Origin of the sequence: Rhizobium sp. NZLR1 (assembly GCF_017357385.1) — a bacterium.
Taxonomy (GTDB): Bacteria; Pseudomonadota; Alphaproteobacteria; order Rhizobiales; family Rhizobiaceae; genus Rhizobium.
Genome location: NZ_CP071632.1, coordinates 418,150 through 432,470, shown reverse-complemented (window position 1 = coordinate 432,470; position 14,321 = coordinate 418,150). Strand labels below are relative to the sequence as shown.

17 protein-coding genes are annotated in these 14,321 nt (G+C 61.0%); 5 read left to right on the top strand and 12 right to left on the bottom strand.

The genetic code is table 11. The features are described from left to right. Positions 1-11: 11 nt before the first annotated feature. From J3O30_RS02160 to J3O30_RS02145, 4 genes are all read right to left on the bottom strand, one after another. Positions 12-431, bottom strand: coding sequence for a type II toxin-antitoxin system VapC family toxin (locus tag J3O30_RS02160; RefSeq protein WP_207582671.1), 420 nt, complete (start codon positions 429-431; stop codon positions 12-14). Continuing rightward, complete coding sequence (locus J3O30_RS02155) at positions 428-688, bottom strand: plasmid stabilization protein (RefSeq protein WP_164006310.1); 261 nt, start codon at positions 686-688, stop codon at positions 428-430. Before J3O30_RS02155 ends, J3O30_RS02160 begins: the two co-directional genes overlap by 4 nt. Positions 689-753: 65 nt before the next feature. Beyond that, positions 754-1,269 (bottom strand): peptide deformylase, encoded by a 516-nt coding sequence (def, locus tag J3O30_RS02150; RefSeq protein ID WP_207582670.1) that lies wholly within the window; start codon positions 1,267-1,269, stop codon positions 754-756. A 97-nt stretch (positions 1,270-1,366) separates the two neighbouring features. Beyond that, positions 1,367-2,863 (bottom strand): globin-coupled sensor protein, encoded by a 1,497-nt coding sequence (locus J3O30_RS02145; RefSeq protein ID WP_207582669.1) that lies wholly within the window; start codon positions 2,861-2,863, stop codon positions 1,367-1,369. A gap of 203 nt (positions 2,864-3,066) precedes the next feature. On the opposite strand from J3O30_RS02145, the gene J3O30_RS02140 reads away from it, so the two are divergent. Both J3O30_RS02140 and J3O30_RS02135 read left to right on the top strand, forming a co-directional pair. Further along, on the top strand, positions 3,067-4,290 hold the full coding sequence (locus tag J3O30_RS02140) for a DNA recombination protein RmuC (protein WP_207582668.1): 1,224 nt from the start codon (positions 3,067-3,069) through the stop codon (positions 4,288-4,290). 141 nt (positions 4,291-4,431) lie between these two features. Beyond that, positions 4,432-5,331, top strand: coding sequence for a ribokinase (locus tag J3O30_RS02135; RefSeq protein ID WP_207582667.1), 900 nt, complete (start codon positions 4,432-4,434; stop codon positions 5,329-5,331). A 155-nt stretch (positions 5,332-5,486) separates the two neighbouring features. Here J3O30_RS02135 and ptsN read toward each other — a convergent pair whose 3' ends face one another. The 7 genes from ptsN to lptC form a co-directional block, all read right to left on the bottom strand. Then, positions 5,487-5,951, bottom strand: a complete 465-nt coding sequence (gene ptsN / locus J3O30_RS02130) for a PTS IIA-like nitrogen regulatory protein PtsN (RefSeq protein ID WP_003570770.1) — start codon at positions 5,949-5,951, stop codon at positions 5,487-5,489. A gap of 70 nt (positions 5,952-6,021) precedes the next feature. Then, positions 6,022-6,597 (bottom strand): ribosome-associated translation inhibitor RaiA, encoded by a 576-nt coding sequence (gene raiA / locus J3O30_RS02125; protein ID WP_007633740.1) that lies wholly within the window; start codon positions 6,595-6,597, stop codon positions 6,022-6,024. Between the two features lie 291 nt (positions 6,598-6,888). Then, on the bottom strand, positions 6,889-7,803 hold the full coding sequence (locus J3O30_RS02120) for an EamA family transporter (RefSeq protein ID WP_207582666.1): 915 nt from the start codon (positions 7,801-7,803) through the stop codon (positions 6,889-6,891). Between the two features lie 88 nt (positions 7,804-7,891). Beyond that, on the bottom strand, positions 7,892-9,445 hold the full coding sequence (gene rpoN / locus J3O30_RS02115) for an RNA polymerase factor sigma-54 (protein ID WP_207582665.1): 1,554 nt from the start codon (positions 9,443-9,445) through the stop codon (positions 7,892-7,894). 221 nt (positions 9,446-9,666) lie between these two features. After that, positions 9,667-10,443, bottom strand: coding sequence for an LPS export ABC transporter ATP-binding protein (gene lptB, locus J3O30_RS02110; protein WP_007633745.1), 777 nt, complete (start codon positions 10,441-10,443; stop codon positions 9,667-9,669). 40 nt (positions 10,444-10,483) lie between these two features. Next, entirely contained in the window at positions 10,484-11,134 is a 651-nt protein-coding gene (locus J3O30_RS02105) for an LptA/OstA family protein (protein ID WP_207582664.1), read from the bottom strand. Positions 11,135-11,149: 15 nt separating this feature from the next. Beyond that, positions 11,150-11,815, bottom strand: coding sequence for an LPS export ABC transporter periplasmic protein LptC (gene lptC, locus J3O30_RS02100; protein WP_207582663.1), 666 nt, complete (start codon positions 11,813-11,815; stop codon positions 11,150-11,152). 225 nt (positions 11,816-12,040) lie between these two features. Here lptC and sppA point away from each other — a divergent pair, with 225 nt between their 5' ends. The 3 genes from sppA to J3O30_RS02085 all read left to right on the top strand — a co-directional run bounded on the left by sppA (position 12,041) and on the right by J3O30_RS02085 (position 13,820). Further along, positions 12,041-12,991 carry a signal peptide peptidase SppA gene (gene sppA / locus J3O30_RS02095; protein ID WP_207584241.1) on the top strand — a complete coding sequence of 317 codons (951 nt, stop codon included), beginning with the start codon at positions 12,041-12,043 and terminating at the stop codon, positions 12,989-12,991. Between the two features lie 29 nt (positions 12,992-13,020). After that, entirely contained in the window at positions 13,021-13,320 is a 300-nt protein-coding gene (locus tag J3O30_RS02090) for an integration host factor subunit beta (protein WP_003544934.1), read from the top strand. Between the two features lie 167 nt (positions 13,321-13,487). After that, positions 13,488-13,820, top strand: coding sequence for a DUF1049 domain-containing protein (locus J3O30_RS02085; RefSeq protein WP_164006301.1), 333 nt, complete (start codon positions 13,488-13,490; stop codon positions 13,818-13,820). Between the two features lie 33 nt (positions 13,821-13,853). Here J3O30_RS02085 and J3O30_RS02080 read toward each other — a convergent pair whose 3' ends face one another. Beyond that, on the bottom strand, positions 13,854-14,288 hold the full coding sequence (locus J3O30_RS02080; RefSeq protein WP_207582662.1) for a GNAT family N-acetyltransferase: 435 nt from the start codon (positions 14,286-14,288) through the stop codon (positions 13,854-13,856). Positions 14,289-14,321: the final 33 nt, after the last annotated feature.

The window sequence follows — 14,321 nt, the reverse complement described above, 5'->3', positions numbered from 1 at the left end:
CCAATTGAGGATCAACCGTCTTCAAACGGGTTTACGAGCTTGAGATCAAGCCCCTCGAAATCTGTGGTGTTGCGGGTGGCAAGCGTCGCGCCGTTGGCAAGGCAGATGGCGGCAATCATCGCATCCTTCGTTTCGATCGGCCGCCCGGCCTTTCTGCGCTCCGCTGCCAATAGCCCGTACCGGTTCGCCGCACTGAGGGAAAACCCGAGGATACGGCCGGCAAATTCCGATTCGATCCGATTGAAGTCGGATACCAACGCTGTCTTTCGCCTGCCGTCGTCGAGGAGTTCAAGACCATAGCGCATTTCGGCGACGGCGATCGTCGTCAGAAATAGCGTTTCAACGTCGTGGCCATCAAGCCAATTCAATATCCGCTCGCTGTAGGCCCTACCCTGCATTTCGGAAATCACATTCGTATCGAGGACGATCATGTGTCGAAGCGCGGTGGTTCGCGGTCGCGTTCGTGGCGCGATGCGGCAATGGCTTCCACTTCATCTTCGCGCAATCTTTCGTCACCCATCAGGGAGCGCAGGCGCTGCCCGGCCGAAACGCCCGAGCGCTCCGCAGCGATCTGCCGGCGGAGGATTTCGATCGCCTCCTCCGAAAGGCTGCGGCCATTGCGCTGCGCGCTTTCCTGAAGCTGCCGTTTCATCACATCCGGAACATCGCGGATAAGCAGGTCACCCATTCGGCATCTCCATCATGATATCGGTGATATCATAGTGCCTTTCCGGTGAATTTTCAACGCAATGCTCAGAGCGCCTTCGACTTCGCCGCCTTGGTGAACTTCTTGATCACCATCTCCCGCTTCAGCCGCGAGATATAATCGATGAACAGCACGCCGTTCAGATGGTCGATCTCGTGCTGCAGGCAGGTGGCGAGCAGGCCGTCGGCTTCAACCGTCTGTTCCTTGCCGTTCCGGTCGAGATATTTGACAGAGACGACAGCCGGGCGCTCAACCTCAGCATAATAATCCGGAATCGACAGGCAGCCTTCCTCATAGACCGAGCGCTCGTCGGAGGAGGTGACGATCTCCGGGTTGATGAACACCTGCGGCTGCTTTTCCTCGCCCTCGCGAGCGATGTCGATGACCAGCATGCGGCGCGGTACGCCGATCTGAACTGCCGCAAGGCCAATGCCCGGCGCGTCGTACATGGTTTCCAGCATGTCGTCGGCAAGGCGCTGCAGATCGGCGTCGACCCGCTCGATCGGCTTGGAGATCTGGCGGAGAACGGGATCGGGAAGAATGATGAGTGGCTTGATGGTCATGGCGTTCCCATAACCCATCTTTTCCGACTATGGAATTATCCGGCAGGCGACGAAGACGCTTTTTTGCATCGCCGCCTGGAATTTCGCCATATTCCCCTTAGGCTGCCCAGCGGGCGGCGATGGCGACATGGCCCTCGGGGCGTGCGCGGAAGCGGCGCAGCAGTTCGATCAGGTTCTCCACCTCGTCCTTGAGGCGGCGGGTTTCGGCCGAGGAGTGCTCGAGCATGTCCGAATTCTGCTCGGTGATCGCTCCCATGTTGCGGACCGCGACGCTGACCTCGTTGACGCCGGTCGCCTGATCGCGGGCGGCGGCGGCGATATCGGCGACGAAGCGGTTGATGATGTCGATGCGGCTGATCATGTCGTTCAGCGCCTCGCCGGTGCTGGAGACGATGCCGACGCCCTCATTGACCTGGGTCGAGCTCTGCGAGATCAGGTTCTTGATCTCCTTGGCGGCTTCGGCCGTGCGCTGGGCGAGCTGGCGGACTTCCTGGGCGACGACGGCAAAACCCTTGCCGGCATCACCGGCACGCGCCGCTTCGACACCAGCGTTCAGCGCCAGAAGATTGGTCTGGAAGGCGATCTCATCGATGACGCCGATGATCTTGGAGATCCCGGTCGAGGATTTCTCGATGCCGGCCATTGCCGAGACGGCGCTGGTGACGAGTTCGCCGGAGTTCTTCGCCTTCTGCTGCGTCTCGCGCACGGCAGCCGATGCCTTTTCGGCATTGGCGGCCGTCTGGCCGACGCTGACGGAGAGCTGTTGCAGGGCGGCTGAACTCTCCTCGACGCCTGCCGCCTGCTGGGCGGTGCGCAGCGCCAGGTCGTTGGTCGCAGTGGAAATGATATCGGCGCCGCCCATGATCTGGCCCGAGGCCTCGCGCACGGATGCGAAGGACTTGCGAAGGGCGCCGACGGCGCGGTTGTAATCCTCGGCCATCTGCCGGAAATTACCCGGCAGGTCGGACGGCAGAGTGGCTTCGAGATCGCCGTTCGAAAGCGCTTCCAGACCGCGGCGCAGTTGCTCCAGTGCCATCGCCTGGTCGGATTCGGCCTTGGCGCGCTGCTCTTCCAAGGCGCGGCGCTTGGCTTCGAGCGTTTCGAGATAGACCGAGATGGAATAATCCATGTCGAGCATGCCGGCCTTGATGACCACCGACAGCTTCTCGGCCAGCAGCTTGCCTTGCTGGCGCGCGAAAACCGACGGCCACTGCTTTTCCATGATGCCCTTGACGAGTTCGGACATGACGATGGCGTAACCGCCGATATACCAGCGCGGCTCCAGGCCGATGCGGGCGTGCGTCCGGCCGACCGCGGTGACGCCGTCGACATAACTGTCGTCGAACGCACCGCCGGCGAGATTGGCCCAATGATCCTGCTGGCGCTGCTTGGCTTTGCCGACATGGTTCCTGTCGGCAAAGAAGCCGGCGACAGCCGGGGTTCTGGCAATCTTGGCGTAGAATTTATCGAGGGCGCCGCCGATCAGCTCGGTGATGACAGGGCGCAGATCCCGCATCGACTTGCGCGCCGCCTCGTCGAGTTCGATGAAATCGAGGCGCTGCCTGAGGGCACTGTCGGTCTGCCGGGAGGTCATCGGGATCTCTGTACTTGGCGCGAGTGTGCGGGAAGGAATTCTGCGCCGCAGGTTTTGGCGAATATGGTTGAGCAATCGTTAAATCGAGGCGCAATTTCTCCGCAGGAGCCAGCAGAAGTAGCGGCGTGCGAGGATAGTGGCGACCGCCAATTCCGTTCACCCTTTGATCTATATATTGCCGTCTCTTCTGGTATGGTTGCGACATGACCGTCAATTCCGATTCGTTCACTGTGTCGCTTGCCTCGATCAGCCCGGCCATGCTGGCGCTTGCCGGCGGGGTTCTGTTGGCGTTTGTCCTGCTGGTGATCGTGCTGCTGCTACGGGGCGCGAGCCTTCGCCACGAGCAGGCGGAGGAAGCGAGCTTTCGCGCTGGGGAAAGCGACGCGCGCATGGCCGAGCTTCTCAGGATCCAGGCGGAGATGCAGGGCCGCATCGCGGCGATGACCGAGGTCTTCGGCGCGCGGCAGAGTGAACTCAACCAGACGATCAGCCAACGCCTCGACGGCATGTCGCAGCGCGTCAACTCGACGATCACCGAGCAGACCAAATCGACCCATGAGAACCTGCAGCGGCTGCAGGAAAGGCTGGCGGTGATCGATGCCGCGCAGAACAATATCCAGACGCTCGCCAAGGATGTCGTCGGGCTGCAGGCCATTCTGTCCAACAAGCAGACACGTGGCGCCTTCGGCCAGTCGCGGATGGAGACCATCGTCGCCGACGGCCTGCCGATGGGCGCCTATGCCTTCCAGCAGACGCTCACCAACGGCTCGCGACCGGATTGCACGATCCGCATGCCGAACGGCGCGCCGCCGCTGGTGATCGACGCAAAATTCCCGCTCGAAGCCTGGAACGCGATCCGCGACGCCGGCAGTCCCGAGGCCGGCAAGACCGCCGGCCAGCAGTTCCGCCGCGACATGGAGGTCCATATAAGGGACATTTCCGAGAAATATCTGATCCAGGGCGAAACCCAGGACACGGCCTTTCTCTTCGTGCCGTCGGAATCGATCTTCGCCGAGATCCACGAAAACTTCGAGCCGGTGGTGCAGAAGGCGCACCGGGCGCGCATCGTCATCGTCTCGCCGTCGCTGCTGATGCTGTCGATCCAGGTCATCCAGGCCGTGCTCAAGGACCAGAGCATGCGGGCGCAGGCGCATCTGATCCAGGGCGAGGTGGCGATCCTGATGGACGATCTCGGCCGCCTCGACGAGCGGGTGCGCAAGCTGCAGGGTCATTTCGCCCTGGCGCAGAAGGATATCGACATGGTGGTCACCTCGGCCGACAAACTCACCAGGCGCGGCGCCAAGATCGAAGCGCTGGAATTCGAGGCAGGCGGCGAGGCCAAGCCTGCTCGCGACAGCGAACCTGCGGCCAAATCGGTGGAAAGCCGTACCGGTCTTCTCAAGCTCAGGGTGGTTGACGAGGAGTGACCGCTTCGGGCAGTGTCTCGCCCGAATGAAACAGCAGGAGCATGATGTCTTTCGAAAACCGCGCACACTTTTCGGCATCATGCTCTATCGAAGAAGTGGAGCATGCCGTCGCCGCATGCCCCAAAAGACGGGACACCCTTGATGATAACAGTTTTCGGGTCCATCAACATGGACCTCATCGCCACGACCGAGCGCCTGCCGAAGCCCGGCGAAACGGTGGCCGGCAACGGTTTTGCCACAGCCGCCGGCGGCAAGGGCGCCAACCAGGCGCTGGCAGCGCGGCGCGCCGGCCGCTATGTGCATATGGCCGGCGCCGTCGGCAAGGATAGCTTCGCCGCCGATGCCCTTTCCCTGCTCGATGATGCAGGAACCGATCTTTCTCTCGTCAAACATGTCGACGGTCCCACCGGCACGGCGCTGATCCTTGTCGGCGGCGACGGCGAAAACATGATCGCCGTCGTTCCCGGCGCCAACGGCCTGGTCGCGCCTGAGGATGCCGAGACGGCGATCGGCGGCATGAAGGAAGGCGATATCCTGATGCTGCAGCTCGAAGTGCCGGCTGCAGCCGTCGAACGCGCCCTGTCGGCCGCCAGCGCCAAAGGCGTCACCAGCATCCTCAACCTTGCTCCTTTGATCCCCGATGCGCCGCGTCTCGGCCGACTTGCCGATATCGTCATCGCCAACGAGACCGAGTTCGAGCGGCTAGCCGGCCAAGATGGCATGGATGCGCAGGCGCGTGAGGCAGCCCTGACCCGGCTGCATGCCGAAACCGGCCAGACGTTGATCGTGACGCTTGGCGGCGACGGCGTCGTCGCCATCCGCGATGGGGCGGTTTCAAGGGCGCAGGGTCTGAAGATCGAACCCGTCGATACGGTCGGCGCCGGCGACACCTTCTGCGGCTATTTCGCTGCGAGCCTCGACGAGGGCCTCGATTTTGCCTCGGCGCTGCGCCGTGCGGCCGTTGCCGGTTCGCTCGCCTGCCTCAAATCAGGGGCACAGCCTTCGATCCCTTCGGGTGAAGACGTCGCAGCCCGGATATAGCGGGGTTTCCTTGCGAAGCCGCCGGTAAAACTCCTGCTGTTTCAGGGAATTCCGGCGGTTTTTGCCTGACGCGCATCGCATCGAAGGTGATTCATGCGGCGCGCTTTCTGCAGATCCTTATCGCAAAACTGCTGCACAGGTTTGCAGGGCCTGGTTCACGCAGCGTTCGACGTCTGCTCTTCATTGAGGAAGGCGTAGATCGCCGAAGCGGAATCGGTGGCGCGCAGCTTGGCGACCAGATCGTGATCGCGCAGCACGCGGGCAATCCGCGACAGGGCCTTGAGATGATCAGCACCCGCGCCCTCCGGCGCCAGCAGCAGGAAGACGAGATCGACAGGCTGGTCGTCCAGGGCCTCGAAATCGACAGGCTGCTCCAGCCGGGCGAAGATGCCGACGATCGAATGGATGTTGACCAGCTTGCCGTGAGGAATGGCGATGCCGTTGCCGACGCCGGTCGAGCCAAGGCGTTCGCGCTGCAGGATGACGTCGAAAATCTCCCGTTCGGAGAGCCCGGTGATCCTGGCGGCTCTTGCGGCCAATTCCTGAAGCAGCTGTTTCTTGGAATTTACTCTGAGGGCGGGAATGATCGCATCCTGATGGAGCAAATCTGCCAATGCCATTTCTTTTTCCTTCTGTCGCCTTGATCAAATGCAAGGAGCGGCGGCAATACCGCCGCTCATAGCCCTGATCTCAGCCTTTGATATTGGCTGAATCGATCCAGCCAATATTTCCGTCGTGCCGACGGTAAACGATATTCAGATGTTCCTTGCCGGGGCTGCGGAACAGGAGAAGCGGCTCGTCGGTCATGTCGAGCGCCATTACGGCGGTGGCCACCGACATGGTCTTCAGCTGCTTCGTGCTTTCGGCGACGATCGCTGGCGCGAAATCGTCGGGGATTTCATCTTCGTGGTCAGGAACGGAATCCATGACCGTGTAGGCGACTTCTGCAAAACCGTTCAGATGGTTTCCGGCGTGATGGTCCTTCAGCTTGCGCTTGTAGCGGCGCAGCCGTTTTTCGATGCGCTGGGAAGCGGCGTCGAAAGCCAGCTGCGGGTCCGTCGCCTCGCCGGCCGCATGCAGCACCACCCCACTGTCGAGATGAAGCTTGCAGTCTGCCGAGTAACGAGAACTCGCCTTTTCCACGGTCACCTGACCCGAATATCCCCCGTCGAAGTATTTCGTGATGGCCATACCAATTTGGTCCTCGATCTTTTGACGGAACGAGTCACCAATTTCCATATGTTTACCGGACACACGCACACTCATGGAGTTTCCCTTCTTATCGTCGTTTGCGGGTATCAGTTTACGCCAAGCCTCAGGTTCATCCAAGCACTTCGCGCAATCTCAAGCAAGATCGGCGTCAGCCTGGGGGTCCTTGGTGCCCTTCTGATGCTGGGGATAACTCCAGACGCCGTTTGCGGCATCGATTGCGGCGGGCTTCTAGCCAGCCGTTGTCGAAAAGTCAATAGGGCGAAAAACCGCGATGCTAATGCGCGTGCTGCGTGCGACAGGCGCGTGCGAATACAGGGCCTGCCGCCGACCGCCAGCCAATGATTTCTAGACACTTCTCGCCTTGATTGCACTCACCCTTGCCGGGATCGTCATGGCTGCGACACCGAGGATGACGCAAACGAGTCCAATCCAGGCCGTCGGGCTCAGCCTTTCGCCGAGGAAAACGATGCCGATCGTCACTCCGATCGGCACCCTGAGATAGGCTTGCGACGTCGTTCCGACCGAACCCAGCGTCTGGACGAGACGGAAATAGATCGCAAAGGCAAGGGCCGTCGAAAAGGCGGAAAGAGCCAGCAGCGCCAGGATCGATGCGCCCGAGGGATCGAGCGTCCACGGCCGGTCGACGACGAGGCTGACCGGCAAGAGTATGACCGCGCCTGAGATCAACGAGCCGGCCGCCGGCACGGCGGGTTCGAGCCCCTTGAAGTTCTTGCTGAAAATCGCCGCGCCTGCATAGCAGGCGGTCGCCAGGATGATGGCGAGTTGCGCCATCAGGCTTTTGCCGAGACCGCCGAGCACCTCGACGCCGATGACCAGGCAGATACCGGCAAGCCCTGATATGACGCCGAAAAGCTTTCGCGCCGTCACCTGCTCATGGCGGGCTATCAGCACGGTCAGCAGGAAGGTGAAGATCGGCGTTGCCGAATTGAGGATCACAGCCAGCCCGGCATCTACGGACTGCTCCGCCCAGGCGATCAGCGTGAAGGGAATGACGCTGTTCAGACAGGCCTGAATGAAAAAACGCCGCCACATCGCGCGGTCACTGGGCAGGCGGATTCGTCGATAGCGGAGGACGACAAGCAGGATGCCGCCGGCAATCAGCGTGCGGACGGCGATCAACGTCACCGGCGGGATCGTCTCGACACCGATCTTGATGAAAGTATAGGAGGCCCCCCAAAGGGTTGCCAGCACCAGCAGCAGGAGAAGCTCCCTGGCAAGCTTCGGATTGTGCGGCGTCATGGTCGGCTTTCCCAAGTTCGTTCAAGACGTCAGAGAAATAGCGGGATTTGGAGCTCGATGCTTCGATCAAGACCGAAGCATTGCGGCGTCAGAAGCCGGCGACCTTGGCGAGCGCCCGCTTTTCGCGGCGCCGCTGGACCGAAGAGGCGATGTTCATGGCCTCCCGGTATTTCGCAACCGTGCGGCGGGCGAGATCCACGCCGCCCTTCTTCAGCATGTCGACGATATCGTCGTCGGAGAGCACCGCGTCAGGGCTCTCCTGCATGATCAGCGCGCGGATCTTGTGACGCACGGCTTCGGCCGAATGGCTGTCGCCACCGGCGACGGCGCTGATCGAGACGGTGAAGAAATATTTGAGCTCGAAGAGACCGCGCGGCGTCAGCATGTATTTGTTCGAGGTGACACGGCTGACGGTGGATTCGTGCATCTTGATCGCCTCGGCGACCGTCTTCAGGTTCAGCGGACGCAGGTGGTCGACGCCGTAAAGCAGGAAGGCGTCCTGCTGGCGGACGATCTCGCTTGCCACCTTCATGATGGTCTTCGCCCGCTGGTCGAGGCTGCGCGTCAGCCAGTTGGCGCTCTGCAGACAATCGGAGAGGAAGGCGTGATCTTCGCCATTCCGGGTCACGCGGGAAAAGTAGGACTGGTTGACGAGCACCCGCGGTAGCGTATCCGGATTGAGCTCGACCAGCCAGCCGGTGTCCGAGGAGACTCTGACGACCACGTCAGGCATGATCGCTTCGGAAACACCGGCTTCGAAACCGCTGCCGGGCTTGGGATTAAGCTGGCGGATTTCACCGAGCATGTCGAGAAGGTCCTCCTCGTCGACGCCGCAGAGCCGTTTCAGCGTGGCGAAATCGCGTCGCGCCAACAGTTCGAGGTTTTCGACGAGCGCCTGCATGGCCGGGTCGTATCGATCCTTCTGCCGGAGCTGGATCGCCAGGCATTCCGCGAGACTGCGGGCGAAAACCCCCGGCGGATCGAGCGTCTGGAGGGCGGCAAGCACGCGCTCGGCGGCCGTGAGGCTGGTGCCCAGCCGCTCACCGGTCTCGACTTGCAGATAACCGGCATCGTCAAGCTGATCGACGAAGTTCTGCGCGATCAGCCGATCGGCAACGTCAGGCAGGACGAAGGGAATCTGCTGGGCGAGATGATCGCGCAGCGACACCTGTCCGGCGACGAAATCGTCGAGATCATAATCAGCGCCCTCGCCGCCGCTGCCCGGCATCGATTTCCACTGGCCGACCAGCTCCGGCGCATCGAGGCGCTGCGGCGCGCTGTCATCGGGAAAGACATTGGTATAGTTGGCGTCGAGTTCGTCGTTCAGCCGGCTGGTGCTGGCACTGCCGCCATTGTCGTACCAGTCGCTGGAGAGCGCTTCGGTGCGGTTGTCGTAGCCGTCGTCCGAGCCTGCATCCTCCGGCGGATGACCATAAGGCTCGTCTTCGGCTTCGCCACGTTCGCCCCCTGCCTCGCCGTCATTCGACGGAAATTCGAGCAGCGGGTTCTTCTCCACTTCCTGGGCGATGAACTGGCTGAGTTCGACATGCGTCATCTGCAGCAACTGGATGGATTGCATCAGTTGCGGTGTCATCACCAGGGATTGGTTCTGGCGCAGGAAAAGACTGGCGGACAGTGCCATGACGGACGCGAAACTCCCTCGATTCCTCCGGGAAACCGCGTCCGATCAAGGCTTCAGGCCGCGGAAGTCCAACTGGCCCAAAAATTGCTTTTTTATCTCATTTGGTCAAGCGGAACTGTGTCGGCGCGGTTAATTTCTGTGGTGGGACAGGTGCAGCCGGAAGGCCTGCGCCGTTTCAGGACGACTGGGGCGCACCTTCTCTGTCTTGGCATCGTCCGCGTTCAGAGGCTGAAATTGTCGCCGAGATAGAGCCGGCGCACTTCCGGATTGTTGACGATGTCATTTGCCCGGCCATGGGTCAGCACCTCACCGGCATGGATGATGTAGGCCCGGTCGATCAGGCCTAGGGTCTCGCGCACATTGTGGTCGGTGATGAGAACGCCGATGCCGCGCGCGGTCAGGTGGTGGACGAGATTCTGGATGTCGGCGACCGAGATCGGGTCGACGCCGGCGAAGGGCTCGTCGAGCAGCATGAAGGTCGGATCGGTCGCAAGGGCGCGCGCGATTTCGAGGCGGCGACGCTCACCGCCTGACAGAGCGACGGCGGCAGTCTTGCGCAGCTTCTGGATATGAAACTCCTCCAGCAGCTCGTTCAGCTTCTGCTCGCGCTCGGCCTTGTCCTTGACATGCACTTCGAGCACGGCACGGATATTCTCTTCCACGGTCAAGCCGCGGAAGATCGAGGCTTCCTGCGGCAGGTAACCGACGCCGAGGCGTGAGCGGCGGTACATCGGCATGGTCGTGACATCGTTGCCGTCGATCTCGATCGTGCCTTCATCCACCGGCACGAGGCCGGTGATCATATAAAAACAGGTGGTCTTGCCGGCGCCGTTCGGTCCGAGCAGGCCGACGGCCTCGCCCCGGCGCACCACCAGAGAGACGCCGTTGACGACCCGACGCGTCGCATAGGTCTTCGTCAGACCGCGTGCGATGAGCGTTCCCTGATAGCGGCTCTTGTCGGCGGCACCCGCAGCTTGTGGCCCGGGCTTGCCGAACATGGTTGATAGCGATGATAATTTCACGTGGGAGGCCGGCTTCTCAGTTCTGCTTCTGCTGTGCATTCGGCTGCGATTTCGGATCGAGCTGAATCTGGACACGACCGCCGCAGCTTTCAAGCTCCGCCTGGCCGGTCTGCATGTGAACCGTCAATTTGCAGCCGGTGAAGACGTTCGGCCCATCCGACAGAATGACCTTATTTCCCTGATCCGCCGTCAGGGTGAATGTCTGCGAGGCCATGTCGAAATTGCCGTCATCGGCGGTCGCAGTCTGCGTGCCCGAGGTCAGCAAGACCTTGTCCGTCACCAGGATCTTGTCGATATCGGCACTTCCCGATGCAAGCGAGGCCGACTGCTGCGGCTGCGTTGCCGGTTGGGCGGCAGGTTGCGCCCCGTCCGCCGCCGGCTTTGCCGCCTTGTCCTTGTAATAGACGGTCATCTTGCCGGACTGCATCGTCGTCGTCCCCTGAACGACCTTGACTTTGCCGGTGAACAACGCGGTGTGTTCCTGGTCGTGAATCTCCAGCTTATCGCTTTCGATCTGGATCGGCTGGTCGTTGGAAAGCTTCATGCCCGGCATCGAGGCCGTCGCCTGCTGCGCGCCCGCGCCCGATGCCGTCAGAATAAGGGCAAACGCGCCGGCAATGAACGCCAGGCCAGTCTTGCAAGTGGAAATGCGACAATCTTTTGTCATGGATGACCCGGCTGGTTAAGTGCCCTGTTTATGGATGGTGGATGGATCGACATTCATGCGAACATTTCCCTCGAATGTGATCACGCGCCCCTTATCGGTTATCTGGAGCGTCTTCGCAACAATGGAGGCATTGTCCTTGGTGATGGTGACGGGGTCGTCGCTCTTCATGTTTCCGCCCTTGATGTCGAGCTGGGCGGACTGGAAATTCGCGTTGAGGCCGCTGCTCAGCACCAGGGTGAAGGGGGCCGTCATATGCAGGTTGTCGGTAGCGCGATTGTAATCCGCCGTCGAGGCGACGACACGGGCGATCAGCCCGTCATTCATCGGCACGGCAGCCTTGATGGTCTCAAGCGTGATGAGATCGGGATTGCGGATATCCTGCAACGCCCTTTCGGCGAGCATCGAATAGTTGATGCCGTCGGAATTGCGTCCAGCGATCGCCGGCTTTTCCATCACGACCTTGCCGTTCTCGATCTTGGCGCCTTCCATCTTGATATTCTCGGGCAGATAGATGCTAACCAACGCCACCGCCGTCAGGCCAGCCGCGATGATGAGGGCCGCCACCGGCAACAAGATCTTCAGCCGCCGCACGCGGGCGGAATGGAACAACGCATCGCCATAGGCGCTCTTGCCGGACCTGGCGTAGGCGGCATGTCCGTTGTTCTTCAGGGTATCGAGCATAGGCCTCGTCCATGTGCGGTGATCGCCGCGCCTTCATAACAAAGGCGGCCCGCCAATCACAGTTCGTTTCGCATTATTACATTGGCTTGCCAATATGGAATTTTTTCTGCAACAAGCAACAAAACGGAAAAACATCAAAAAGTGGCATTCGTACGCGCCGCTGCCACCTATTTCACCGGATTGGTCGGCTGCATGCCGAAGCCGGTGCCAGCGCTGGAGGTTTCTATGGACAGTTCGATGATTGCCGATCGCCGGCGGCTGCGCCGCAAGCTCTGGTTCTGGCGCCTGCTCGCGGTGGCCCTCGTCGTGGCGCTTGGTTTCGCCTTCTACAGCTTCACCGTCGGCGACACCAAGACGGGCCGCCCGCATATCGCCCATGTGACGATATCGGGGCTGATCGTTGACGATGACGAGCTTCTGGAGCGGCTGAAGAAGGTCGAGACCAGCGACCAGGTAAAGGCCGTGGTGATTTCGATCTCCTCGCCAGGCGGCACCACCTATGGCGGCGAAAAAATCTTCAAGGCGATCCGGGCGATATCAGCCAAGAAACCTGTCGTCTCCGACGTGCGCACGCTTGCCGCTTCGGCCGGCTACATGATCGCCACTGCCGGCGACACGATCATCGCCGGCGACAGCTCGATCACCGGCTCGATCGGCGTCATCTTCCAGTATCCGCAGATCCAGCCGCTGCTCGACAAGATCGGCGTCTCGCTGCAGGAGATCAAGTCCTCGCCGCTGAAGGCCGAGCCCTCGCCCTTCCACGAGGCGAGCGAGGAAGCCAAGGCAATGATCCGCAATATGGTGGTCGACAGCTATAACTGGTTCGTCGATCTGGTCGCCGACCGGCGCAAGCTGCCGCGCGACGAGGTGCTGAAACTCGCCGATGGCACGATCTATACCGGCCGCCAGGCGCTGAAGGTGAAACTCGTCGATACGATCGGCGGCGAGGCGGAAATCCGTGCCTATCTCAAATCGCGCGGCGTCGACGCCGACCTGCCGATGGTGGACTGGGACAAGAAGAGCAATACGCCCTTTCTGCTCGCTGGGGCTGTTTCGCGGTTGATTACGATCTTCGGTTATGATGATCTCGTGAAAGGCCAGGATATCAATGGAATCCTGCCCCCAAAGTTGCTTCTTGACGGGCTGCTTTCAGTTTGGCAGGTTGGCCACGATTGATAAGAAATCAATAATTTAAGGGGGCGAACGTGATCAAGTCCGAATTGGTGCAGATTGTTGCGGCACGCAACCCGCATCTCTATCATCGCGATGTCGAGAATATCGTCAACGCGGTTCTCGACGAGATCACGGATGCACTGGCTGCTGGCAACCGCGTCGAATTGCGCGGCTTTGGCGCGTTTTCGGTGAAGAACCGCCCTTCCCGCTCCGGACGCAACCCGCGCACCGGCGATACCGTCTTCGTCGAGGAGAAGTGGGTTCCCTTCTTCAAGACCGGCAAGGAGCTGCGCGAGCGGCTCAATCCCGGCCAGGCCGACGAAGAGGATTGAGTCTCAGCCGCCTGCGGCGAATCCGCACTTGAACTCGAAGGCCGTTTTCCTATTCTGCTTGCATATCGGCCCCGAAAATCGGAATCGATTTTCGGGGCCGATGTGTTGATAAAAGGCTTGAAACGCGCCAGGAAAGACCGGCGCAATCCGGCATGTGGGGACCTCAAATGGCCAAGAAGATCGTCAACCTGTTGATTCTGCTGCCGCTCGGCGTCATCCTCATCATCTTTTGCGTCGCCAACCGGCAGAGCGCTACGCTCGCCTTCAACCCGTTCCGGCCTGACGATCAGGTGCTTGCAATTTCTGCGCCCTTCTTCGTCTTCCTGTTCATTGCCCTGATCACAGGCATGCTGATCGGTTCAGCCGCCACCTGGTTCAGCCAGGGCAAACACCGCAAGCGCGCCCGCACCGAAGCCAAGGAAGCCATCCGCTGGCAGGGTGAAGCCGACCGCCACAAGAACCGCGCCGAGGAAATCGCCGGGCAGCTGCCGTCGCGGTAACAGGCTCAATGCCGGGGACGCTTCGGCGGTCGGTCAATCCGGAAAAAAGCTCAGTTCCTCGTAGTCGCCCTCCGGCGAGGTGCCGTTGCCGGTCACCTGAAAACCGTGGGCGAGGTAGAACGCTGTCGCTCTGCCGTTCTTCACCAGGCATTTCAGCCGGTACCGGTGTTGCGGCCATTCGGGCAGCGCCTGCAGCAGCGACGTACCGGCACCAAAGCCCTGGAAGTCCGGGCTGATATAGAGCATGTGAATGAAATCATCGGCCGGCCAGAGCGACAGGAAGCCGGCTACACTGCCGTTTTCATGCTCGCAGACGAAGACCGTCTCGCCATTGGTATGGGCGGCAAAATCCTCACGGTAGAACTTGCCGGGGTCGACCCAGACGAATGTTTGGCGACGCACGGAAAGATAAATCTCCGCGAGCATTTCCTGGTCTTCCGCGCGCGGCGGCCTGATTGTCCACGTCATGACGTCGATTTAACCCAAGCCCCTATCCCCGCC

What these genes read in the sequence shown, in the direction of transcription:
- J3O30_RS02085 (WP_164006301.1), top strand. Translation starts at nt 13,488, where the DNA reads ATGGCCAAGAAGATCGTCAACCTGTTGATTCTGCTGCCGCTCGGCGTC.
- J3O30_RS02135 (WP_207582667.1), top strand. Translation starts at nt 4,432, where the DNA reads ATGATAACAGTTTTCGGGTCCATCAACATGGACCTCATCGCCACGACC.
- ptsN (WP_003570770.1), bottom strand. Translation starts at nt 5,951, where the DNA reads ATGGCATTGGCAGATTTGCTCCATCAGGATGCGATCATTCCCGCCCTC.
- rpoN (WP_207582665.1), bottom strand. Translation starts at nt 9,445, where the DNA reads ATGGCACTGTCCGCCAGTCTTTTCCTGCGCCAGAACCAATCCCTGGTG.
- J3O30_RS02155 (WP_164006310.1), bottom strand. Translation starts at nt 688, where the DNA reads ATGGGTGACCTGCTTATCCGCGATGTTCCGGATGTGATGAAACGGCAG.
- J3O30_RS02160 (WP_207582671.1), bottom strand. Translation starts at nt 431, where the DNA reads ATGATCGTCCTCGATACGAATGTGATTTCCGAAATGCAGGGTAGGGCC.
- raiA (WP_007633740.1), bottom strand. Translation starts at nt 6,597, where the DNA reads ATGAGTGTGCGTGTGTCCGGTAAACATATGGAAATTGGTGACTCGTTC.
- J3O30_RS02105 (WP_207582664.1), bottom strand. Translation starts at nt 11,134, where the DNA reads ATGACAAAAGATTGTCGCATTTCCACTTGCAAGACTGGCCTGGCGTTC.
- J3O30_RS02140 (WP_207582668.1), top strand. Translation starts at nt 3,067, where the DNA reads ATGACCGTCAATTCCGATTCGTTCACTGTGTCGCTTGCCTCGATCAGC.
- lptB (WP_007633745.1), bottom strand. Translation starts at nt 10,443, where the DNA reads ATGTTCGGCAAGCCCGGGCCACAAGCTGCGGGTGCCGCCGACAAGAGC.
- sppA (WP_207584241.1), top strand. Translation starts at nt 12,041, where the DNA reads ATGGACAGTTCGATGATTGCCGATCGCCGGCGGCTGCGCCGCAAGCTC.
- def (WP_207582670.1), bottom strand. Translation starts at nt 1,269, where the DNA reads ATGACCATCAAGCCACTCATCATTCTTCCCGATCCCGTTCTCCGCCAG.
- lptC (WP_207582663.1), bottom strand. Translation starts at nt 11,815, where the DNA reads ATGCTCGATACCCTGAAGAACAACGGACATGCCGCCTACGCCAGGTCC.
- J3O30_RS02145 (WP_207582669.1), bottom strand. Translation starts at nt 2,863, where the DNA reads ATGACCTCCCGGCAGACCGACAGTGCCCTCAGGCAGCGCCTCGATTTC.
- J3O30_RS02080 (WP_207582662.1), bottom strand. Translation starts at nt 14,288, where the DNA reads ATGACGTGGACAATCAGGCCGCCGCGCGCGGAAGACCAGGAAATGCTC.
- J3O30_RS02120 (WP_207582666.1), bottom strand. Translation starts at nt 7,803, where the DNA reads ATGACGCCGCACAATCCGAAGCTTGCCAGGGAGCTTCTCCTGCTGCTG.